The 21,175-nt window shown below is 42.7% G+C and carries 19 protein-coding genes, 2 tRNA genes and 3 rRNA genes; 11 read left to right on the forward strand and 13 right to left on the reverse strand.

Annotated elements, in window-relative coordinates; translation table 11 throughout:
• Positions 1–199 precede the first annotated feature (199 nt).
• The 5 genes from MST17_RS02525 (at position 200) to rrf (ending at position 5,683) form a co-directional block, all read left to right on the forward strand.
• Positions 200–1,738: ribosomal RNA gene (locus tag MST17_RS02525) — 16S ribosomal RNA — on the forward strand.
• 61 nt (positions 1,739–1,799) lie between these two features.
• Positions 1,800–1,876 (forward strand) — tRNA-Ile (locus MST17_RS02530).
• 69 nt (positions 1,877–1,945) lie between these two features.
• A tRNA-Ala gene (locus MST17_RS02535) sits at positions 1,946–2,021 on the forward strand.
• 457 nt (positions 2,022–2,478) lie between these two features.
• Positions 2,479–5,372, forward strand: a 23S ribosomal RNA gene (locus MST17_RS02540).
• A 196-nt stretch (positions 5,373–5,568) separates the two neighbouring features.
• Positions 5,569–5,683: ribosomal RNA gene (rrf, locus tag MST17_RS02545) — 5S ribosomal RNA — on the forward strand.
• Together the 16S, 23S and 5S rRNA genes with 2 tRNA genes alongside form the textbook arrangement of a ribosomal RNA operon.
• 122 nt (positions 5,684–5,805) lie before the next feature.
• Here rrf and MST17_RS02550 read toward each other — a convergent pair.
• Complete coding sequence (locus MST17_RS02550; RefSeq protein WP_180026777.1) at positions 5,806–7,179, reverse strand: dihydrolipoyl dehydrogenase; 1,374 nt, start codon at positions 7,177–7,179, stop codon at positions 5,806–5,808.
• A gap of 140 nt (positions 7,180–7,319) precedes the next feature.
• Between MST17_RS02550 and MST17_RS02555 the strand changes: the two genes are divergently transcribed.
• Positions 7,320–9,014: a hypothetical protein gene (locus tag MST17_RS02555; RefSeq protein ID WP_180026776.1), complete on the forward strand. Its 1,695-nt coding sequence runs from the start codon at positions 7,320–7,322 to the stop codon at positions 9,012–9,014.
• Between the two features lie 145 nt (positions 9,015–9,159).
• Here MST17_RS02555 and MST17_RS02560 read toward each other — a convergent pair whose 3' ends face one another.
• Positions 9,160–9,582 carry a beta-lactamase hydrolase domain-containing protein gene (locus MST17_RS02560; protein ID WP_180026775.1) on the reverse strand — a complete coding sequence of 141 codons (423 nt, stop codon included), beginning with the start codon at positions 9,580–9,582 and terminating at the stop codon, positions 9,160–9,162.
• Positions 9,575–9,910 carry a TIGR01244 family sulfur transferase gene (locus MST17_RS02565; RefSeq protein WP_078191321.1) on the reverse strand — a complete coding sequence of 112 codons (336 nt, stop codon included), beginning with the start codon at positions 9,908–9,910 and terminating at the stop codon, positions 9,575–9,577. Before MST17_RS02565 ends, MST17_RS02560 begins: the two co-directional genes overlap by 8 nt.
• 124 nt (positions 9,911–10,034) lie before the next feature.
• On the opposite strand from MST17_RS02565, the gene MST17_RS02570 reads away from it, so the two are divergent.
• Genes MST17_RS02570 through MST17_RS02580 form a run of 3 tightly spaced genes read left to right on the forward strand, consistent with a single transcriptional unit; the run spans position 10,035 to position 11,804 of the window.
• Entirely contained in the window at positions 10,035–10,931 is an 897-nt protein-coding gene (locus tag MST17_RS02570; RefSeq protein WP_180026774.1) for an alpha/beta hydrolase, read from the forward strand.
• Positions 10,932–11,363 carry a thioredoxin TrxC gene (gene trxC / locus MST17_RS02575; RefSeq protein ID WP_180026773.1) on the forward strand — a complete coding sequence of 144 codons (432 nt, stop codon included), beginning with the start codon at positions 10,932–10,934 and terminating at the stop codon, positions 11,361–11,363.
• Between the two features lie 21 nt (positions 11,364–11,384).
• A complete protein-coding gene (locus MST17_RS02580) occupies positions 11,385–11,804 on the forward strand; it encodes an acyl-CoA thioesterase (protein WP_078191328.1) in 420 nt (139 codons plus the stop codon).
• Positions 11,805–11,867: 63 nt separating this feature from the next.
• Here MST17_RS02580 and MST17_RS02585 read toward each other — a convergent pair whose 3' ends face one another.
• The 3 genes from MST17_RS02585 to MST17_RS02595 all read right to left on the reverse strand — a co-directional run bounded on the left by MST17_RS02585 (position 11,868) and on the right by MST17_RS02595 (position 13,520).
• Positions 11,868–12,368, reverse strand: a complete 501-nt coding sequence (locus MST17_RS02585; protein WP_180026772.1) for an ester cyclase — start codon at positions 12,366–12,368, stop codon at positions 11,868–11,870.
• Between the two features lie 132 nt (positions 12,369–12,500).
• Complete coding sequence (locus MST17_RS02590; protein WP_180012065.1) at positions 12,501–13,004, reverse strand: DUF4442 domain-containing protein; 504 nt, start codon at positions 13,002–13,004, stop codon at positions 12,501–12,503.
• 27 nt (positions 13,005–13,031) lie between these two features.
• On the reverse strand, positions 13,032–13,520 hold the full coding sequence (locus tag MST17_RS02595; protein WP_078194203.1) for a YajQ family cyclic di-GMP-binding protein: 489 nt from the start codon (positions 13,518–13,520) through the stop codon (positions 13,032–13,034).
• Positions 13,521–13,612: 92 nt separating this feature from the next.
• Between MST17_RS02595 and MST17_RS02600 the strand changes: the two genes are divergently transcribed.
• On the forward strand, positions 13,613–13,927 hold the full coding sequence (locus MST17_RS02600; protein WP_078194202.1) for a rhodanese-like domain-containing protein: 315 nt from the start codon (positions 13,613–13,615) through the stop codon (positions 13,925–13,927).
• A 44-nt stretch (positions 13,928–13,971) separates the two neighbouring features.
• On the opposite strand, the gene mnmC is transcribed toward MST17_RS02600, so the two are convergent.
• The 4 genes from mnmC to MST17_RS02620 are packed head-to-tail and all read right to left on the reverse strand — an operon-like array spanning position 13,972 to position 17,419.
• Complete coding sequence (mnmC, locus tag MST17_RS02605; protein WP_180026771.1) at positions 13,972–15,918, reverse strand: FAD-dependent 5-carboxymethylaminomethyl-2-thiouridine(34) oxidoreductase MnmC; 1,947 nt, start codon at positions 15,916–15,918, stop codon at positions 13,972–13,974.
• Between the two features lie 37 nt (positions 15,919–15,955).
• Positions 15,956–16,471, reverse strand: a complete 516-nt coding sequence (locus tag MST17_RS02610; RefSeq protein ID WP_078191313.1) for a hypothetical protein — start codon at positions 16,469–16,471, stop codon at positions 15,956–15,958.
• A 5-nt stretch (positions 16,472–16,476) separates the two neighbouring features.
• Positions 16,477–16,779: a YciI family protein gene (locus MST17_RS02615; RefSeq protein WP_078191312.1), complete on the reverse strand. Its 303-nt coding sequence runs from the start codon at positions 16,777–16,779 to the stop codon at positions 16,477–16,479.
• A 28-nt stretch (positions 16,780–16,807) separates the two neighbouring features.
• Positions 16,808–17,419: an inner membrane-spanning protein YciB gene (locus tag MST17_RS02620; protein ID WP_078191311.1), complete on the reverse strand. Its 612-nt coding sequence runs from the start codon at positions 17,417–17,419 to the stop codon at positions 16,808–16,810.
• A 44-nt stretch (positions 17,420–17,463) separates the two neighbouring features.
• Between MST17_RS02620 and MST17_RS02625 the strand changes: the two genes are divergently transcribed.
• The gene (locus MST17_RS02625) at positions 17,464–18,321 is read left to right on the forward strand and encodes a PHP domain-containing protein (protein WP_180026770.1); all 858 of its coding nucleotides are present in this window, start codon (positions 17,464–17,466) and stop codon (positions 18,319–18,321) included.
• On the opposite strand, the gene MST17_RS02630 is transcribed toward MST17_RS02625, so the two are convergent.
• The 3 genes from MST17_RS02630 to radC all read right to left on the reverse strand — a co-directional run bounded on the left by MST17_RS02630 (position 18,308) and on the right by radC (position 21,123).
• Positions 18,308–19,357, reverse strand: a complete 1,050-nt coding sequence (locus tag MST17_RS02630) for a hypothetical protein (protein ID WP_180026769.1) — start codon at positions 19,355–19,357, stop codon at positions 18,308–18,310. The two genes, MST17_RS02625 and MST17_RS02630, sit on opposite strands and share 14 nt — an antisense overlap.
• A gap of 77 nt (positions 19,358–19,434) precedes the next feature.
• Positions 19,435–20,346: a bestrophin family protein gene (locus tag MST17_RS02635; RefSeq protein WP_078191309.1), complete on the reverse strand. Its 912-nt coding sequence runs from the start codon at positions 20,344–20,346 to the stop codon at positions 19,435–19,437.
• A 75-nt stretch (positions 20,347–20,421) separates the two neighbouring features.
• Complete coding sequence (gene radC / locus MST17_RS02640) at positions 20,422–21,123, reverse strand: DNA repair protein RadC (RefSeq protein WP_180026768.1); 702 nt, start codon at positions 21,121–21,123, stop codon at positions 20,422–20,424.
• Between the last annotated feature and the right edge of the window lie 52 nt (positions 21,124–21,175).

The raw sequence follows: 21,175 nt of genomic DNA on the forward strand, positions 1-21,175 counted from the left end.
CGACCTAGCTTGCTGGTGACGAACCAACAAGAAGATCATTAAGAGATTATGAAGAACAACTTGTGTGGATTTTTACTAGTTGATTGATCGAAATTATTTTCATTGATTGATGGTAGAAATTACTCGAAGTTTATTTGAGCAAATTTTTGTCAGTAATTGATGAGCCAAGATTGGTACCCTTTAAGGTACTATTGATTTTAAACTGAAGAGTTTGATCATGGCTCAGATTGAACGCTGGCGGCAGGCTTAACACATGCAAGTCGAGCGGGAATAGGTAGCTTGCTACCGATTTCTAGCGGCGGACGGGTGAGTAATGCTTAGGAATCTGCCTATTAGTGGGGGACAACATTTCGAAAGGGATGCTAATACCGCATACGTCCTACGGGAGAAAGCAGGGGATCTTCGGACCTTGCGCTAATAGATGAGCCTAAGTCGGATTAGCTAGTTGGTGGGGTAAAGGCCTACCAAGGCGACGATCTGTAGCGGGTCTGAGAGGATGATCCGCCACACTGGGACTGAGACACGGCCCAGACTCCTACGGGAGGCAGCAGTGGGGAATATTGGACAATGGGGGGAACCCTGATCCAGCCATGCCGCGTGTGTGAAGAAGGCCTTTTGGTTGTAAAGCACTTTAAGCGAGGAGGAGGCTACCTTAGTTAATACCTAAGGATAGTGGACGTTACTCGCAGAATAAGCACCGGCTAACTCTGTGCCAGCAGCCGCGGTAATACAGAGGGTGCGAGCGTTAATCGGATTTACTGGGCGTAAAGCGTGCGTAGGCGGCTTTTTAAGTCGGATGTGAAATCCCCGAGCTTAACTTGGGAATTGCATTCGATACTGGGAAGCTAGAGTATGGGAGAGGATGGTAGAATTCCAGGTGTAGCGGTGAAATGCGTAGAGATCTGGAGGAATACCGATGGCGAAGGCAGCCATCTGGCCTAATACTGACGCTGAGGCACGAAAGCATGGGGAGCAAACAGGATTAGATACCCTGGTAGTCCATGCCGTAAACGATGTCTACTAGCCGTTGGGGCCTTTGAGGCTTTAGTGGCGCAGCTAACGCGATAAGTAGACCGCCTGGGGAGTACGGTCGCAAGACTAAAACTCAAATGAATTGACGGGGGCCCGCACAAGCGGTGGAGCATGTGGTTTAATTCGATGCAACGCGAAGAACCTTACCTGGTCTTGACATAGTAAGAACTTTCCAGAGATGGATTGGTGCCTTCGGGAACTTACATACAGGTGCTGCATGGCTGTCGTCAGCTCGTGTCGTGAGATGTTGGGTTAAGTCCCGCAACGAGCGCAACCCTTTTCCTTATTTGCCATCGGGTTAAGCCGGGAACTTTAAGGATACTGCCAGTGACAAACTGGAGGAAGGCGGGGACGACGTCAAGTCATCATGGCCCTTACGACCAGGGCTACACACGTGCTACAATGGTCGGTACAAAGGGTTGCTACTCCGCGAGGAGATGCTAATCTCAAAAAGCCGATCGTAGTCCGGATTGGAGTCTGCAACTCGACTCCATGAAGTCGGAATCGCTAGTAATCGCGGATCAGAATGCCGCGGTGAATACGTTCCCGGGCCTTGTACACACCGCCCGTCACACCATGGGAGTTTGTTGCACCAGAAGTAGGTAGTCTAACCGTAAGGAGGACGCTTACCACGGTGTGGCCGATGACTGGGGTGAAGTCGTAACAAGGTAGCCGTAGGGGAACCTGCGGCTGGATCACCTCCTTAACGAAAGATTGACGATTGGTAAGAATCCACAACAAGTTGTTCTTCATGACGATGTATCTGAGGGTCTGTAGCTCAGTTGGTTAGAGCACACGCTTGATAAGCGTGGGGTCACAAGTTCAAGTCTTGTCAGACCCACCATTCTGACGAATGCAGTATGAAAATACTGAAGCAAACAGAAAATCAGACACATTGACTTATTGATAAGCTGGGGACTTAGCTTAGTTGGTAGAGCGCCTGCTTTGCACGCAGGAGGTCAGGAGTTCGACTCTCCTAGTCTCCACCAAATTTCAAGATAAGAAAAACAACGTTTTTCCTTGAAATTTAAGCAAGAAGCTACGCTTCGCGCAGTATGTGATCATGCAGTGTTGAAGTTGTTTAGTCCTTAAGCGATCAAGTGTTTAGGTTATAGAGCTTAGCAACAAAGTGGCGTATGATTCGCTCCATTGTTATTAAGCTCTGTGATTTATCACAGTTTCCTGACCTGACGAAGGCTGGAAAAATCATTAACAGAATATATTTGAGTTGAAATAATTTGTTCATACTCGTTTGATTTAACCTAACAAGCAATTGTGAAAGTTGAATGAAATGAGTTACTAGCGAAATTAACTGAATCAAGCGTTTTGGTATATGAATCTAATTGAAGCTGTACAGTGATTAAGTTCACGAGACTCTAACTGTGGCAATTAAGTTTGCGACGCGAAATACAACTTGTATGTATTAGCGACTGTTTGGGGTTGTATAGTCAAGTAATTAAGTGCATGTGGTGGATGCCTTGGCAGTCAGAGGCGATGAAAGACGTAATAGCCTGCGATAAGCTCCGGGGAGGCGGCAAATATCCTGTGATCCGGAGATTTCTGAATGGGGAAACCCACCCGCTATAAGGCGGGTATCATAAACTGAATACATAGGTTTATGAGGCGAACGAGGGGAAGTGAAACATCTCAGTACCCTTAGGAAAAGAAATCAATTGAGATTCCCTCAGTAGCGGCGAGCGAACGGGGAAAAGCCCATTAAGTTATCTAAGCTTTAGTGGAACGCTCTGGGAAGTGCGACCATAGTAGGTGATAGTCCTGTACGCGAAAGGGCTTAGATAATGATGTCGAGTAGGGCGAGGCACGTGAAACCTTGTCTGAATATGGGGGGACCATCCTCCAAGGCTAAATACTCCTGACTGACCGATAGTGAACCAGTACCGTGAGGGAAAGGCGAAAAGAACCCCTGTGAGGGGAGTGAAATAGATCCTGAAACCGCATGCATACAAGCAGTGGGAGCCAACTTGTTTGGTGACTGCGTACCTTTTGTATAATGGGTCAGCGACTTACATTCAGTAGCAAGGTTAACCGATTAGGGGAGCCGTAGAGAAATCGAGTCTTAATAGGGCGTTTAGTTGCTGGGTGTAGACCCGAAACCGGGTGATCTATCCATGAGCAGGTTGAAGGTTGGGTAACACTAACTGGAGGACCGAACCCACTGTCGTTGAAAAGCCAGGGGATGACTTGTGGATAGGGGTGAAAGGCTAATCAAACTCGGTGATAGCTGGTTCTCCCCGAAAGCTATTTAGGTAGCGCCTCGGACGAATACCATTGGGGGTAGAGCACTGTTTCGGCTAGGGGGTCATCCCGACTTACCAAACCGATGCAAACTCCGAATACCAATGAGTACTATCCGGGAGACAGACTGCGGGTGCTAACGTCCGTAGTCAAGAGGAAAACAATCCAGACCGCCAGCTAAGGCCCCAAAATTATAGTTAAGTGGGAAACGATGTGGGAAGGCATAGACAGCTAGGAGGTTGGCTTAGAAGCAGCCACCCTTTAAAGAAAGCGTAATAGCTCACTAGTCGAGTCGGCCTGCGCGGAAGATGTAACGGGGCTAAAACTATATGCCGAAGCTGCGGATTTACACATTAGTGTAAGTGGTAGGGGAGCGTTCTGTAAGCCGATGAAGGTGGATTGAGAAGTCTGCTGGAGGTATCAGAAGTGCGAATGCTGACGTGAGTAACGACAAAACGGGTGAAAAACCCGTTCGCTGAAAGACCAAGGGTTCCAGTCCAACGTTAATCGGGGCTGGGTGAGTCGACCCCTAAGGCGAGGCCGAGAGGCGTAGTCGATGGGAAATTGGTTAATATTCCAATACTTCAGTGTAATGCGATGAGAGGACGGAGAAGGTTAAGTCAGCCTGGCGTTGGTTGTCCAGGTGAAAGGAAGTAGGCATGTATCTTAGGCAAATCCGGGGTACTCTATGCTGAGATCTGACAGCAAGCTGTACTTGTACAGTGAAGTGGCTGATACCATACTTCCAGGAAAAGTCTCTAAGCTTCAGTTACACTGGAATCGTACCCGAAACCGACACAGGTGGTCAGGTCGAGTAGACCAAAGCGCTTGAGAGAACTCTGCTGAAGGAACTAGGCAAAATGGTACCGTAACTTCGGGAGAAGGTACGCTGCTTTTGGTGATGGAACTTGCTTCCTGAGCTGAGAGCAGCCACAGAAACCAGGCCCCTGCAACTGTTTATTAAAAACATAGCACTCTGCAAACACGAAAGTGGACGTATAGGGTGTGATGCCTGCCCGGTGCTGGAAGGTTAATTGATGGGGTTAGCGTAAGCGAAGCTCTTGATCGAAGCCCCAGTAAACGGCGGCCGTAACTATAACGGTCCTAAGGTAGCGAAATTCCTTGTCGGGTAAGTTCCGACCTGCACGAATGGCATAATGATGGGGGCGCTGTCTCCAGCAGAGGCTCAGTGAAATCGAATTCGCCGTGAAGATGCGGTGTACCCGCGGCTAGACGGAAAGACCCCGTGAACCTTTACTGCAGCTTGACATTGAACTTTGATCTTACTTGTGTAGGATAGGTGGGAGGCTTTGAAACCGAGACGCTAGTTTCGGTGGAGCCAATCTTGAAATACCACCCTGGTAATATTGAGGTTCTAACTCTGTCCCGTTATCCGGGACGAGGACCATGTCTGGTGGGTAGTTTGACTGGGGCGGTCTCCTCCTAAAGAGTAACGGAGGAGTACGAAGGTGCGCTCAGCGTGGTCGGAAATCACGCGTAGAGTATAAAGGCAAAAGCGCGCTTAACTGCGAGACCCACAAGTCGAGCAGGTACGAAAGTAGGTCTTAGTGATCCGGTGGTTCTGTATGGAAGGGCCATCGCTCAACGGATAAAAGGTACTCTGGGGATAACAGGCTGATACCGCCCAAGAGTTCATATCGACGGCGGTGTTTGGCACCTCGATGTCGGCTCATCTCATCCTGGGGCTGAAGCAGGTCCCAAGGGTATGGCTGTTCGCCATTTAAAGAGGTACGCGAGCTGGGTTTAGAACGTCGTGAGACAGTTCGGTCCCTATCTACCGTGGGCGCTGGAAATTTGAGAGGATCTGCTCCTAGTACGAGAGGACCAGAGTGGACGAACCTCTGGTGTACCGGTTGTGACGCCAGTCGCATCGCCGGGTAGCTATGTTCGGAAGGGATAACCGCTGAAAGCATCTAAGCGGGAAGCCTACCTCAAGATAAGATTTCCCTTGGACTTTATGTCCACTAAAGAGCCGTTGAAGACTACGACGTTGATAGGTTGGATGTGGAAGTGCGGTGACGCATGAAGCTGACCAATACTAATTGCTCGTGAGGCTTGACTATACAACACCCAAACAGTTGTATGTAAAGCATCAATTGATTCACATATAATCAATCAAACTTGATTTAGTTGAAAAGCTAGATAAAATGAACACCTTAAATTAACTCAAGTACTTCTGTTAATAACTCATTTGGTAGAAAACTTAGCACGAAGAGCACTGCTCTGAGATTAGACTAAGCAAGTATCCATAACAGTTGTGCTGGCGACAATAGCAAGAGTGAACCACCTGATCCCTTCCCGAACTCAGAAGTGAAACCTCTTAGCGCTGATGGTAGTGTGGGGTTACCCATGTGAGAGTAAGTCATCGCCAGCTCATTATTCGAAACACCCCCTGATATCTCAGGGGGTGTTTTTTTATGCGTGGAAAAAAGATAAAAGGGGGCGAAAATAAAGCGTTGGAAATCCAACGCTATAAATCGACCTAAAACGATAAAATTATTTTAACTGACGTCGTGCATGCTTTAATGCAGTTCTTAACCCTTCTTCTAAAGTTGGATGATAGAAAGGCTTATCCAAAATTTCATGTATGCTTAGTTCTTCTGAAATCATCCAAGCTAGCAAATGTGCTAAATGTTCAGCTTCTGCACAGAATAGCTCAGCTCCTAATAGTGTATGGTTAATTGTATCCACATATACTTCGGCAGCCCCTTTATTTTTAGCAGCAACAATCGCACGACCTTGTTTTTCGTAAGAAACGAAACCAATGACGAATTCTGTGTTTTTATCTTGTAGTTGCTTATAGCTTTGACCAATAGTTGCCATTTGTGGTGTAGAAAATAAGATGCCTAGAGGGGTTAGCGTCTTGATGGATTTAATTTGTGGAAAGTTTAAACAGTTTTGTACTGTAAATTTACCTTCATGAGCTGCTTCGTGTTGGATAGGGGTATTGGTATGTGCATCACCGACAATAAAAATAGGATAATCAGCTAGTTGCTTTGTATCCGGATTGATCGGTAAATTTTTTAAATCTTTAAATTCTGAACTTATACGTTCTAAACCTAAGGTATTTAATAATGTACGTCTGCCAGTTGCAGCTAAAACATAGTCAACTTGTAGTGACTTTTGTACGTTTTCTTCAGTATAGGTTAAATGAACTAAATCGCCTTCAACAGAGTAATGTTCAGGTAAAATTTCAAACTTTAGCTTTAACTCTTTACTTAACTCTTCCTGTGCGAGCTTTTGTAATATGGGGCTAGTCAGTGAGCCAATTTTTCGACTACGTGCAAAAACAGTGGTGTTTACATTAAGCCGTGTTAAAGCCTGAGCCAATTCTAAAGCGATCACGCCACTTCCAATAACTGCGACAGATTTTGGTAGTTGTTCTAACTCAAATATTTGATCGGACGTAATTAATTTATCGCCTAAAATTTGTTTTTGTTCTGTATCTATAGCAGGAGTTGTACCTACTGCAAGGATAAATGATTTGGCTTTAAATGTTTGGTTATTTACTTGAATGGTATTGGAATCAATAAATTCTGCTTTTCCAGAAATTTTATGTTGGCTTGGCCAACTTTCAACATCTTTTAACGTGGCTCTTGTAAAACGATCACGTAAAGTTTGAACATGGTGCATGACTCTAGAGGTGTCAATTTCACTTTTGACATCTAGTCCTAAATTTTCGGCGTGTTGTATATCGTATATCCGGTTTGCAGTAGAAATAAGTATTTTACTTGGCATACAACCGACGCGTGCACAGGTAGTGTCCCAGGGACCATCATTAATGATAAGAATATTTTGTGTTTTTTTAATTGCTTCTTTATAGGCTGAAATGCCTGCGGTTCCTGCACCGATAATGATGATGTCGTACATATAGACTCCTATTTATAGAGAATTTACCACAACAAACATTTGTCTTCCTTTTATTTACATAAAGCTATAACTATGGTTACATAGCACCCAATAAATATTTATAACAACTCTATATACATTGAGGGTTCTAGGGGAAATTCATGCTAAATAAACAAACGTCATTGAAGCTTTCTGCGATTGCACTATCTATTTTACTTGCAAGTTGTGGTGGAGGCGGCAGCGATGGCTATTTTAACCAAGGCGATACTGTAAATAACGGAAATGGAAATGGAAATAATAGTAACAATGGTGGTGATACTACTACTCCCCCTGTAGAAGAAACAAAAGATTTGTATGCAAACTTTAAAGCATCAAAAACTGCTATGTTGTTATCAGGTGATACGATCGTTTTAACTGTACAAGTTCTAGATTCTGAAACAGGTGGTGCTGCTGAAAATGAACCTGTTACATTACAATTAGTGAATGCTAAAGATTTAGGAGTATCTATCGATGGTAGTGCGGATCAAACAACGGATGCAAATGGATATGTCATTTACACGATTAAACTGGGTGCTTCTACAAATACATCACTATTAACAAACGGTATTTCTATTAATTTATTAAATGCTGAAAAGAAAAAAATATCTGATACATATGTAAGTGTAGTTGAAAGCGAAGCTGAGAAACCATTATATGATTTAGCTATTCAAACGAATAAGAATTTACTTTCTGTAAAAGGTGATACGGCAACGATTACAGTTAAAGCTTTGGATACCAATGGTGGTTCTTTGGCTGGTAAATCAGTAACACTCAGTATTTTAGATTATGCAAATAATCGTGTTTCAATTGATGGTTCTTCAACACTAATTACCGATAATCTTGGTAATGCAGTATTTACTATACGTTTGCCTTTAGCGACTGGGCAACTGGCTACATCTTTAATTAATAGTGGTATTAATTTTGAAGCGATAATTGTAGACCCCAATAACAATAAAGTGGTTAAGCCGATTAAACTGGATGTGATTGCCGGTGATACGTTAGTTCCTGTAGGTAATATTACTTTTGGTAATGCTGGTGTACTAAGTACTAATTCAGAAAAAACTTTCTATACTGAGGATATTTCTGCACAAGTTGTTGATATTGACGGTAAGCCTTTATCAAATCAAAAAGTGACGATGTCTATTAATATTATCTCTGGTGCAATTGGTCGTTACGTTCAAAATTCTGAGCTTGAAAAAATAAGATCTACAGATCTTTTGAATATAGATGTTAATAAAATTAAGCCTTTAAATACTAAAGTTAATCAACTCAATATTGATATTCAATCTTTAGAAGGTGATTTGAGCTTAATTGATGATAGCGATCTGAATGCAAAAGAGAACAAAGCAAAATTACAAGCAGAAATTAATGCAAAAAAAATAGATTTATCAAAAGCACAAAATGATATCGTTGAACTTGAATCTAATAAATCTTTAATTGCACGCTATGAAATTGAACCAAGAACGTACTTGTTATGTTCGGCAGTGACAAATCCGACTACTTCATCGCTTGCAACAAGTTTAGTAAATAGGGATAAAGTTGATGATTCTGCGATAAATGAATTTAGTTATACAACGACTGCTACAGGTTCATTTGACTTTAAAGTTAACTACTTACGTCGTTATGCAGGTTGGCAAACCGTCCAAATTAAAGCTTCAACAACAGTAAGTGGAAAAACAGTTGAATCAACGATGCTTTACCCATTGAATCCATTAAAAGCTGATTTAGAATCAGCGGCATCGCAACCATTTGATTCAAGTCCATATGGTGTAGGTAGTTGTAGCTACCAAAAACCGTGGGCTAATTTACTAAATTAAAAAAACAGCGCTTCGGCGCTGTTTTTTTTGGAAGGACTGTTCAATTCAAAGTGTAGTCCCGACACTTACACCAACGGTTGGACGTACATTCATAGAATTACACCCTGTTAGCAACAACGTTGTAAATAAAACGGTAAACACGAATTTATTCATTGAGCAAACCTTGAGCCTTAGCTTGATTGAAAAGAGATGTCGAACGAGAACCGCTACGACAAATCATCAAAATGGGTTTAGGAAGCTCATTATAATATTTGGCAAATTCTTTCACGTCTGTTTGAGAAATTTTACCGCTTTGCACAGGTTGATACACAACACTCACATGAGACTTTTCAGCAATGCCTCGTAACTGTAAAACAGTCACTTCATTGCCCGCCTCATTATCTGGTCGGTTCACAATCACAGATTTAAATTTAAGGTGTTTGAGTAAACTTGAAAATTTATCTGTGGTCATTTGCCCAGAGACACTTAAATTTGCATTTAAGGGCTGACTGTTATTATCTGCATATGTAGGTGCTGAAAAGACGCAAGTCGCGATCAATAAAGCTTTTTGAATGAAAGCCTTAGTCATCCAAAAGATCCATCTGTTTTGCTAGTTGATATAGGTTATTTGAACGGTTACCTGTACGGCAGAACATGAGCACTGGCTTTGGCAATTCATTAAAATGATTAGCAAAGTTACGGACATCTAGCTCAGAAATTTGACCTGCAACAACAGGTTGATGAACATAGTCTAAACCAGCGCTACGTGCTGCTTCTTCAATTTGAGCACTGGTTGGTTGCTCAGGACCACCTTCCATGTCAGGGCGGTTATTGATAATCGATTTAAAGCCTTTTTCAACCACTTGCGCTACATGTTCTGGGCCGATTTGACCTGCAAAACCAACATTTTCGCTCATTGAGTCACTCCATAATTTAATTCATAGATTTATGCTTTATGATAGCATTAAGCACAAACTTGAGCAGAATGTTCTTAAATTTTTATAAGCGATTACAACCATAAAATAACGCAATGGAGCGCGTATGCACGCCTATACAGTCGAACCACTGTATGTCAAAAGCGGACAAGATGTTATAGCTGCTGACTTTTATCGTCCAAAATCTGTTGAAAAACCTGCAGTCATTCTCATGGCGCATGGTTTGGCTGCATTACGCCAATTTAAATTAGTGCAATATGCCAAGCGCTTTGTACAAGCGGGCTATGCTGCCGTATTGTTTGATTATCGCTATTGGGGTGGCAGTACAGGGCGTCCGCGAGAGTTAGTAAACCTGAAGGCACAACTTGAAGATTGGCGGACCATGATTGATCATTTACAGCAGCGTAAATCGATTGATTCAAGACGCATTGTATTATGGGGGACATCGCTGAGTGGTGGCTATGTACTCAGTTTGGCGGCAGAGCTTAAAAATATTAAAGCGGTGATGGTACAAGTCCCATTTGTCGACGGTGCTGAAAGTGCAAAATTGTATCCCTTACAGCAATTACCCAAAGCCTTAAAATTATCGAGTCAGGACTATATGGGTTCTAAAGTTGGGATGAGCCCAACGACTTTACCTGTAGTTCATCCACATCGATTGTGTTTTTTACAGTCTGAGGATAGTTATGCGGGCTACTTATCGATTGTGAATCCTGATTTTTATTGGAGTGGCGAAATTCCGGCTCGGGCCTTTTTTAAGTTAATCCGCTATCGCCCAATTTTGGATGTCCGGAAAATTAGCATACCAGTACTTTTTATTGCAGCCAAAGAAGATAGTTTGATTCCCATCGAATCAAGCCGAGAAACTGCGACCAATATTGCACCGTATGTGCAGTATTATGAGTGGGAAATGCAACATTTTGATATTTATCATGGGCAATGGTTTGAAAAAGCCATGGCAACCCAATTAGAATTTTTACATCAACATGTTGGAGTCAGCTAAATGATCGTTGTGTGTCCTGAATGTGGTGCAAAAAACCGTGTACCTGAAGAAAAACTCGAAGTTGGACCTGCATGTGGTCAATGTCACCAAGCATTGATTCCATTGGCGCCCATCGAGTTGAATGAAAAGAACTTTGCAAATTTTATTAGCAATAGTGATTTACCTGTGCTGATCGATTTATGGGCTGAATGGTGTGGACCATGTAAGATGATGGCGCCCCACTTTTCACAAGTTGCAAAATCTAATCCGAAGGTGGTTTTTGCCAAAATTGATACCGAAGCAAACCCTCGATTGAGCGGTGCATTTAATGTTCGTAGTATTCCTACACTGGTTTTGATGAATAAAACCAACGAAATTGCTAGAATAAGCGGTGCAATGCGTGCTGGTGAGTTACAACAATGGCTCAATCAGCAGTTAAATCTACCTCAATAAATGTCAGCGCCAGGAGCTAAAGTGTCAGAAACTCATGTAAAACCTGAAGGAACGCTTTCCCTACAAACCATCGCGATGCCTGCAGACACCAACTGGAGTGGTGATGTTTTCGGTGGTTGGATCGTGTCACAAATGGACTTGGCCGGTGCAATTCACGCAGAGCGTTTCAGTCAAGGACGCTGTGCAACGATTTCAATTAACCAAATGACCTTCCTCGTTCCTGTGAAAGTCGGGGATGTCATCAGTGTATATACCAAAATTTTAAAAGTGGGTAATACCTCTATCCAAATGCAGATTGAAGTTTGGGATAGTCACGACAGTTCACGTGATCCAATTCGCGTAACCGAAGGTGTATTTACATTTGTCGCTGTCGATGTGAAAGGTGCTAAGCGTCAAATTCCTGCGGATGCAAAAGCTAAATTTGCTGCAGATCAAGCTTAATTAAAGTAAGACAAAAAAAGCCGCTCAATCGAGTGGCTTTTTTTATGAATAGTGGCTGAGAAATTAAAACATCGTGTTTGAGTTGGCACTGGTTTCAGGAATGCTTTGTTGCACATCCCAATGTTCAACAATTTTGCCATTTTCAACACGGAAGATATCAATAATGGCTTCTCCGCGGTCTTGCTTATTTTGCGTAGAATGCACATGTAAATAGACCAAATCACCTTCGGCAGCGGCACGTTTGATCTGGTTTTTTGCTTCAGGATTTTGTTTAAAATACTGGGTAAAATAATCGACAAAAGGCGCTTTGCCATCAGGTACATGCGGATTATGTTGAATATATTGATTGCCAATATATCGGTCAGCATATGTCTTAACCTGATGTTTAAGAAAGACACCTTCATAAAAATCAATCACGATTTTCTTATTTTCCGCTGCTTGGCTGGTTTGAATATTGCTATCAGCCGCTTGATTTGGAGTCGTTGGCGTTGCAGGAATAGTACTTTGACATGCAGTTAAAAAAACCGCCATGCCGATGAATGAAAGGAGAATGATTTTTTTCATAAAGTGCTCAATATATTTGTGTCGTGCAAGCATATTGAGCGGAATTACTGCGTATAAATAGTAAAAAACAGTCTTGATTTTGCTGAAATTTGGTAAAACTTATACTTACCTAAAAGTAAGTTTTATTTACATTTATTTATTTTTCAGAGCGGATTTTGCCACCCACGCCCAAAGCATTTCACATTGAATCGGTGCTTCACCAGATTCATCGGTGACTAAGACCTGTACTAAGGTTTCACCTTTTTCTGTGCTTTGCATTTGTCGTTGCTGTTCGGGTGTAAGCGTTGCGATGGCTTTCATCCCACCTTGGGTTGGACGTTTAAAATCAACTTTGAAACTTTTAATTAGGACAATGGCGCTATCAGGGACGTTCATTGCTGTGACAAAACCTGTGGCTGTTTCTGCGATCAGCGCCATGGCACAGGCATGTACTTGCCCGATATGGTTTTGCATCGCCTTATGATTGGCGATGCTCACCTCAACACGCTCAGGGCTGACATGTTGATATTGGATTTTAGCCGTTCCAACCATGGGCACGACACGACCAAAAGCTCGACTGAGCAAACGACTTTGAATACCTTTGGGTAATTTAGAGCTTGCTTTGACCAGTTTATTTAGACGATTTGGACGTGCCATATTGACCTCAATGGCAGTTGTGCTGCCTTAATCTTTAAAGTTGTTAAATTGAAGCGGCACACCAAACTGTTGCTCTTTTAAGAACGCCATCACTTGTTGCAAAGTGTCACGTTTCTTGTCAGTCACACGAATTTTGTCGCCTTGAATAGAAGATTGCACTTTAATGCCGCTTTCTTTAATGGCTTTATTGATTTTTTTTGCAGTATCAGAGTCAAGACCGTCTTTTAGTTTGATCACTTGAATGACGTTTTTACCAGAAGCCGTCATTTTTTGTGGATCGAGTGCTTGAATGTCGACTTTACGTTTGAAGAAATGATTTTCGAGCATGGTATACACTTGCTCACATTGGAAATCGCTTTCTGTTGAGATTTTGATTTCCTTATTTTTCTCATTTAACTCAATTGAAACGTCTTGACCACGGAAGTCAAAACGCGTCGCAATTTCTTTTTGCGTGTTTTGAACTGCATGATTTACTTCAAAAACTTCTAATTCGGAAACAATATCAAAAGAAGGCATAGATTAGACCTTTACAAAGGGAAAGAATATCTGAGATGCTAGGGATGTTTTCTTCATTTGCCAAGTGTTGTTTACATCAAAAGGAGTGCGCAATGATCCGTAAACAAGAAATTACAACATTTGAGTTCCCAGAAGACTCGATTATCTGGGATGTTCGCGATGCAAGTGCTTATGCTGAAGCACATGTGAAAGGTGCGGTTAACCGACCGATCAACGCATTGTCATCAGATGCACTGACTCAGGTGTCAACGGATCAACCCATTTACATTTTATGTGGTGGCGGAAGTAAAGCTCCACGTGCAGCAGAGTTACTAGAGGGTTTTGACAGCTCACGTGAATATGTAATCTTAATGGGCGGCACGCGTGCTGCTCGTGATGCCGGTCTTCCTTTGGAACAAGGGAAATAAGATCGAATCAAAAAAAGCGCCGAAAGGCGCTTTTTTATTGCAAGTTATTTTTCTTGAGGTGGTGCTGAGGGCACCTGACCTTGAAAATAAGGTTTCTTGGTTTTTTGTTTCGCTTTGGCGCGTCGTATAAAACGTGCTGCATGAATTTTATCGAGTAGCTGTGTTGGAATAGGGCAGGCTTCTTTTAAGACTAGCGCGGCAATGATTTCACTACAGAGCGGTGCATACAGGAAACCTTTAGAACCGAGTCCACTACAGCTATAAATGTGCTGATCTTCATGGACTGCACCAATTACCGGGAAAAAGTCTTTCGTCTGTGCGCGAATCGCAGCACGTCCATGCCATTGCTCAATCGGTGCTAAGGTTTTGGCAAAGTCAGGGAACACACTGTGGATAAGTTCATAGTTATGCACATGGTCTTCGGTGAGAACGTCGGTGTCATCACGGCCGGGATAAAATGACGCGCCCATAATCATCTGTTCGGCATCCAGTTGCATACAATAGCCTCCATAACTATAGGCGGTATGCATATCCATTTGTTGAGCGGGGTTGTTCAACCAACTGACTTGTCCACGAATGGCACGCAGCTCTGGATAATCTGTTTGTAGCTGCATACTTTCACGTGCTGCACAGAGAATGACATGTTCGACAGATGGAAGCTGCTGATCCTGTGTAAATAGCGCAACGCCATTTTGTTGCTGCTCAATGCGTTGAATATCTGCTTGTAACAATTCAATGTGCGGATGTGCCAAGATTTGGTCACGAAGCTGATGTGGACTGACCGCGCCTGCTTGTTTGAGGAGCAGGGTTGGAAATGCTGAAGCTAATTGATTTGGCGTGCCTTCTTCAGCAGCTAACACCTCTGAAGGATAAGCTTGAGCTAAATCAAGGTATTCTGCTTTATTTTTTAAAATAGATTGGTGAATCTGTAAGGGACGAAATGCCTTGAAGTTTTGATAATGCTTGAGCGCATATAACCAACTGAGGGTCATCAGATGCTCAGCACTTTGTTCAATTGGACAGAGTTTAGGGTTGAGTAGAGCAAGAGGATTACCCGACCCACCGCTGAGTGGTGCTGATTTCTCGTAAATACGCACTTGATGCCCGCGTTGAGCAAATGCCCAAGCACAGCTTAAACCTGCGATGCCAGCGCCAATAATTGTGATTTGACGAGGGTTATGACCTACAGTGATTTCAGAATTTTTTTTTTCGTCTAAAGTGGGAAGGTTAGCAACTTCGGATTGATCATCTGATCTTTCAGGTACGAGCCAAAAAGCTTTGAGCATTTCACGCTTATGAGCAAAGCCACGTGGTCGTGTAATGGTAATACCATGCTCACGTAAGCCGCGTTTCAGTACACCTGCCACACTAAATGAGGCGAAGGTCGTCCCAATGTCCGATAGACGCACGATATTTTTGAGTACGTTTTCTTCCCACATGTCAGGATTACAGGCGGGTGCAAAACCGTCCAAGAACCATGCATTGACTGTAGCAGTTTTTGCCATGACAGGAAAAACGTCGTGTGCATCGCCTAACCAAAGATCAATCGAAAAACGCTCTTCTGGAAAATTGAGTCGATGACATCCCGCAATGGGTTCAGGATATTGCGCAATCAGTTGCTGTGCCAAAGGCTGTAATTCAGGCCATGCATTTAATGTACGAATGAGGTCTGCTTTAGATAAAGGGAATTTTTCTACAGAAATAGCATGCAGATGACTGTGATTATCTGGACGAACCTGTTGCCATAATTGCCACAAGGCCAAAATATTTAAGCCTGTACCAAAACCTGTTTCGCCGACACTGAAATATTCAAAATCAGTCAGTGCCGCAAGGCGAGTGTCGAGGTCATTCCCTTTTAAAAACACATGACGTGTTTCGAGTAGGCCGTTATCCTTCGAAAAATACACATCACCAAACTGTCTAGACACTGGAATATCAATGCCATCGATCATTTGCCAATCGAGATCGGCAGTCTGAATTGCACCTGACAAAACTCAAGCACCCTTTAAATTGAAGTAGAAAAACGAATTACCATTGACGACGACGTTTGGTATAGACGTAACTGGCCAACAAGAAACCTAAAATCACACCAACACCTAGTGTGGTCCCGCCATATAAAAACATCTGCGCGCTACGTTCACTTTGTAGCACTTGTACTTGTACACCCAAGCTATCATTTTTAAGTTGTAATTCTTGGTTTTGCGCCAAGGCTTCAAGGTTAGCTTTTTCTAACTGTTGTAAGCGTACAGATTGGTCTTTGACCATCGCTTTGACTTTGGCATCTTGCAGCGCTTTATTTTTTGCCAATTGCTCAATGGTCAATGGATTTGCATCTTGAGGTTGACCATTGGGATTGACGGTTGCCGCCACTTTAATGATGCCCGGTTTATTGGCAGGAATAGTATGCGGCACAGGATTGGGAGGAGGTGTTGCAGTCGTTGCTTGAGCAGCAGGGGCTACAGCAGGTGCAGGAGCCGGTTCTTCAGCCCATGCAGTTGAACAAATTAAAGATAAGCCCAGTAAACTAGAAACAACGACGCGCATGAACCTTATCCTTTAGGAAATGCTTTGTTAAATGGTTTGACATCAATTTGGCCATAAACCCCTTCTTTGAGGAAAGGTTCATCTGCCAACCATTGGTCTAGGGCTTCACGACTATCAAAATCGACAATGATCGTACTGCCATAAAAACCAGCTTGTGGGTTTGCCGGATCTTTAGGCATCGCACCTGCAACAATCAGACGACCTTCATCATCAAGTTTTTGTAGACGTTCAAGATGTTGAGGGCGAACTGCAAGGCGCTTTTCTACTGTACCTTCATTATCTGTACAGCTTACGACGAATAATGGCATGACTTTTCCTGATTTTTGACCGAATGGATTATTCTGAGGTCTTAAAGTATTTACGTAATACAATAAACTGAATAATGATAAAGGAAAACATCACGATCATGTCACCAAAAGCAGTGAATTCACCCCAATATTTTCCGTCTGCAAACAAATAAGCGAAAAAGGTGTGTAAACATGACATCACCACGAACATTGCAGCCCATGCATAGTTCAATCGTTTCCAACCGACAGCGGTTAAATTTAAGACTGGACCAAATAAACGTTCGATGAGTGGTTTCTTATCTTTACTAAACAGTGGAGAAAGTAAAAACGCCCCAGCAAACACTAAGTTCAGTAAAACGGCTTTTAACCGAATATAAAAATCATCGCTTAGCATCAGGGTAATACCACCAAAAATCACGGTCATGAACAACACAATCCATTGTTGTTTATCTAGACGAAATTTTTGCATGACAAACAATGCACCATAAACCACAAGCATGGAAATGATGAGGCCTGATGTTGCCACAAGAATGTTATTGTTATCGACACCCCCAGCAGAACCAATCAATTGTAATAATGGGTGCTGCGTATCTTTTGGATCTACAGTTTTATATAAATAAAAGAAAATAATGAGTGGCACAAAGTCTAAAAGTGCTTTCATGTTAGAGTATCTAAATCTGATCAAATAAATGACATAGTATAGAGATGCAAGGCGTAGATTTACATACACACAGTAATATTTCTGATGGTACTTTGTCACCAGAGGCTCTGGTGCAGGCCGCAAGTGCTATTGGAATTCATACGCTGGCTTTGACTGATCACGATACGATGGACGGTTTGTTGGCTGCAGAGCAGGTTGCGCATGAATTAAAGCTGCAATTAATCTCTGGTGTGGAGATTTCTAGCCAGTGGTCGAGACCTGCGACCAAAAAAAGTTATGGTGTGCATATCGTCGCTTTAAATGTGCAAAATCCTGCGCCCTTACAAGCCTTATTAATGGATCAAAAGCGTATTCGAGCGGAACGTGCTCGGCAGATTTGTGACTTATTGATACCGTTAATTGGTCAAGATATTTATAGCGATGTGATTGCCAAAGTCGACCAGATTCCAGATCGGGTTACACGTACCCATATTGCCAAAACTTTGGTGGAAAAGGGGGTAGTTTCACGTCCACAACAAGCTTTTGATAAATATATTAAAGAAGGCAAAAAAGCTTTTGTAAAATTTGAAGGTCCAAGTCTTGTTGAGACCATTGAGGTGATTCATGCCAGTGGTGGCTTTGCAGTGTTGGCGCATCCAACGCGTTATGATTTGTCTGCAACCAATATTCGTTATTTGATTGAAATCTTTGCTGAAGCGGGCGGTGATGCAGTGGAATTACCACCGGCAATTGAGCCATTATCGACTCGTCAAATGGTGGATCGTATGATTGCTGCCTTTAACTTAAAAGTTTCTGTTGGCAGTGATTTTCATGGTGACAATATGCCATGGATCAAACTCGGCAACATCCCTCGAGTGAAAGAAGGGCAAGTTGGAATCTGGGACAGTTTTAAGTCACATTGACATCAGGATCTTCGATAAACGGTGAAGTTCGATAATGCTGAATGTTACGGTAAAGCAGATAGAGGCAGCCCACGGCAACGCATGCCCAGAACCATGACTTGAACAAAAACGCGATGATAAAAACACTGATGGCGATTATGCACAACAGTAGACGTGTCACGCGTTGAGGATGCCTCTTGGTCAGCAAGGCAGATTGCATGGTAGGTTGATGTTTAAAATTGCGATAAGGAATAAAATCAATGGCGCTTGAGAGTGCCAATTCGAGTTTATCAAAATGCCGTGCCTGTGAACTGATACGATAGCTCTGCCCATAACTGGTTTTCAGTTTGAGGAGATAACCGGGTTGATCTTCTTCACGAACGGCATGAATTTCCGATAAATAAGGTAAATCCAACGTAAGCCGTGTTGGAATCTGCTCAAAATAGATATTCCCCGTATAGGGCATGGCAAAGTAGTTTTTCATTTGATGAAAATCATCAAGCTGATCATGCGCATATAACTGCACGATGGTGCGCGTACGTGCCAAATAATGCACCAAAATCTGTTGCCCAATGAGGGCAGAATTCAATTGCACATGAATGTTTAAAAACAAAGTACTCGCAAAGACTTGATGGAGATCGACGCTAAACCATTTCGCCTCTTCAAGTTCATTGAGCTTTAAGAGCAATTGTTGCTGTTTGCCTTGCCACCAATGTTCACGCACCTCTCGATAATCCACAATCACAGCATCTGAACTGCGTAAGGCGTGTTCTTTTAAATCCAAAGCCAATTTGGGATCAATCAAATGCTGTTGAATCCAAAATGGAAATTTGATTCTTTGCGATTTGTCACGAAATATACTGATGACCAATAGAGCACTCATCAGGAATAAGAATTGCCAATTGCTTTGCCATGATGTGAATAATATGCCTTGCCATGCTAGGAGTAATGCGATGCTAAACAGCAACACAACGAACATGAAAATCACAGCAAGCGCTTTGCAAGGATGCAGAATCGGTTGTGGCTTATAAGTGAAAATCCGTTTTTTTATTTTCATGATTTTTCATTATTATGGGTGTTGTATGGATCATGGATCTGAATGCGATCCGTGCATTCAGGCGAAACGCATACCAATTATAATAAATTATGATCTTTAGCTTGAATCGGTGGTGGGGTGGGTTTGCCTAAAGTTCCAAGTAGCTCAATTTCAATAGTTCGAACCATTGAGTCCAAAGGAAGGTCATTGCTTTGTGTACCAAAGGGCTCTTCAATCTCTGAACTCAGCGCATCTAAGCCTAAAAAGGTATAGGCCAAAATCCCCACCAATAGGGGGGTCGCAAGACCTAAAGTAGAACCCAAGCTAAAGGGTAAGACAAAACAGAAAAAATAAACGGTTCGATTCAGCAAGACCGAATAAGCAAACGGTAATGGCGTGGTGGCAATCCGGTCACAGCCTGTTTGTACGGTGCTGAGTTCCATCACATGCTGATTCATCTGGGTATAAATAATATCTGAAATTTCACCATCTTTAAGCGCCTGCATCAGCTCCCATTGGATCAAACTCAACGTGTACTGCGGTGCATTGGCTTGTTGGTATAACTGGGTGATGGCATTCGCGCTCATGCCGCTGGTTTCAACTAGTTCAGTAGGGTTGGCGGTTTGATGGCGGAGTCGGTCACGTAAAACATTGGCAAACACAATCACATGTTGAATCACACGTTCACGACGGCCTTGACTGAGTAAACGGCAGTCACGGTCAAAATGTCGCGCATTGGCAATCAAAATGCCCCATAAACGCCGAGCTTCCCACCAACGGTCATAGCAGGCTGAGTTTTTAAAGCCTAAGAAAATCGACAGCACAACACCGATTAGGGTAAAGCCGACCAAAGGAAATTCGGTAAAATGGAAGATATCGACATAGGATAAGCCGCCCACAATGGCAGACAGCAACATAACGATCCCGAGCGGCGGTAAAACCTTAGGTAAAATCGTTCCTCGCCAAGAAAATAGCAGTTTAAAAATACTCGGTTGGTCACGGACGATCATGTTCGAATGATAATTTCTAGTTTTAAAAAATTATGATGATCTTCGGGTTTGCTCAAGCACTTGTCAATAACTGTTTCATGCAGATGAGTGTGCTTGGAGCAAGCCATGTTCAGCAAAGGAAAAACTCCCTTCTGTTGAGATAATGCAATGATCGATCAGTCGAATTTCCACCAGCTGACAAGCCTGCTGAATGAGTCGAGTCAATTCAAGATCGGCAGCAGAAGGTTCTGCACGACCGAAAGGATGATTATGTGCAATGACAATACTGCTGGCGTGTTCAGAAATGACATAACGCAGCAGTTGATTGATGGAAATTTCACAGGTATTGAGGCTGCCATAAAAAAGTTTTTTAAAGTTTATTTTTCTTAAATGCGCATCTAGACAGAGCACGCCAAAGACTTCTTGACGTTCCGATAAAAATTCAAAGCGAAGAAAGTTTTGCAATTGTTCAGAATGTTGCAAGTGTAAGGCTTCATTTTGAAAATGCTGACTCACATAGCGTTTACCGAGTTCTTTTACCGCCATGAGCTGCGCATATTTACTATTTCCGATGCCATGAAATTGGCGTAAATCCTCAAGTGACGCATCCATTAGCGCTTGCAACTGACCAAAATGTTGAATCAGGACTCGTGCAAGTTCGACAGCAGAGTGCTGCTGGGAACCAGAGCGTAGGAAAATAGCCAGTAGCTCAGCATCGGATAAACTTTGTGCGCCTTGTTGAATCAGGCGCTCACGTGGACGCTCTTGTTCAGGCCAATTTTTAATTGAATTATTCATTATTCTTAGACTTTTTTATTATCAGTCAATCGGCTTTTTCACAGCAGATTAT

It is taken from the genome of Acinetobacter sp. YH16056_T (assembly GCF_024605895.1).
Lineage (GTDB): Bacteria > Pseudomonadota > Gammaproteobacteria > Pseudomonadales > Moraxellaceae > Acinetobacter > Acinetobacter amyesii.

What these genes read in the sequence shown, in the direction of transcription:
- MST17_RS02615 (WP_078191312.1), bottom strand. Translation starts at nt 16,779, where the DNA reads ATGCCATTATTCGTCGTAAGCTGTACAGATAATGAAGGTACAGTAGAA.
- MST17_RS02610 (WP_078191313.1), bottom strand. Translation starts at nt 16,471, where the DNA reads ATGCGCGTCGTTGTTTCTAGTTTACTGGGCTTATCTTTAATTTGTTCA.
- MST17_RS02630 (WP_180026769.1), bottom strand. Translation starts at nt 19,357, where the DNA reads ATGAAAATAAAAAAACGGATTTTCACTTATAAGCCACAACCGATTCTG.
- MST17_RS02550 (WP_180026777.1), bottom strand. Translation starts at nt 7,179, where the DNA reads ATGTACGACATCATCATTATCGGTGCAGGAACCGCAGGCATTTCAGCC.
- MST17_RS02560 (WP_180026775.1), bottom strand. Translation starts at nt 9,582, where the DNA reads ATGACTAAGGCTTTCATTCAAAAAGCTTTATTGATCGCGACTTGCGTC.
- MST17_RS02590 (WP_180012065.1), bottom strand. Translation starts at nt 13,004, where the DNA reads ATGGCACGTCCAAATCGTCTAAATAAACTGGTCAAAGCAAGCTCTAAA.
- MST17_RS02585 (WP_180026772.1), bottom strand. Translation starts at nt 12,368, where the DNA reads ATGAAAAAAATCATTCTCCTTTCATTCATCGGCATGGCGGTTTTTTTA.
- MST17_RS02620 (WP_078191311.1), bottom strand. Translation starts at nt 17,419, where the DNA reads ATGAAAGCACTTTTAGACTTTGTGCCACTCATTATTTTCTTTTATTTA.
- MST17_RS02600 (WP_078194202.1), top strand. Translation starts at nt 13,613, where the DNA reads ATGATCCGTAAACAAGAAATTACAACATTTGAGTTCCCAGAAGACTCG.
- MST17_RS02595 (WP_078194203.1), bottom strand. Translation starts at nt 13,520, where the DNA reads ATGCCTTCTTTTGATATTGTTTCCGAATTAGAAGTTTTTGAAGTAAAT.
- MST17_RS02555 (WP_180026776.1), top strand. Translation starts at nt 7,320, where the DNA reads ATGCTAAATAAACAAACGTCATTGAAGCTTTCTGCGATTGCACTATCT.
- radC (WP_180026768.1), bottom strand. Translation starts at nt 21,123, where the DNA reads ATGAATAATTCAATTAAAAATTGGCCTGAACAAGAGCGTCCACGTGAG.
- MST17_RS02565 (WP_078191321.1), bottom strand. Translation starts at nt 9,910, where the DNA reads ATGAGCGAAAATGTTGGTTTTGCAGGTCAAATCGGCCCAGAACATGTA.
- trxC (WP_180026773.1), top strand. Translation starts at nt 10,932, where the DNA reads ATGATCGTTGTGTGTCCTGAATGTGGTGCAAAAAACCGTGTACCTGAA.
- MST17_RS02635 (WP_078191309.1), bottom strand. Translation starts at nt 20,346, where the DNA reads ATGATCGTCCGTGACCAACCGAGTATTTTTAAACTGCTATTTTCTTGG.
- MST17_RS02570 (WP_180026774.1), top strand. Translation starts at nt 10,035, where the DNA reads ATGCACGCCTATACAGTCGAACCACTGTATGTCAAAAGCGGACAAGAT.
- MST17_RS02625 (WP_180026770.1), top strand. Translation starts at nt 17,464, where the DNA reads ATGCAAGGCGTAGATTTACATACACACAGTAATATTTCTGATGGTACT.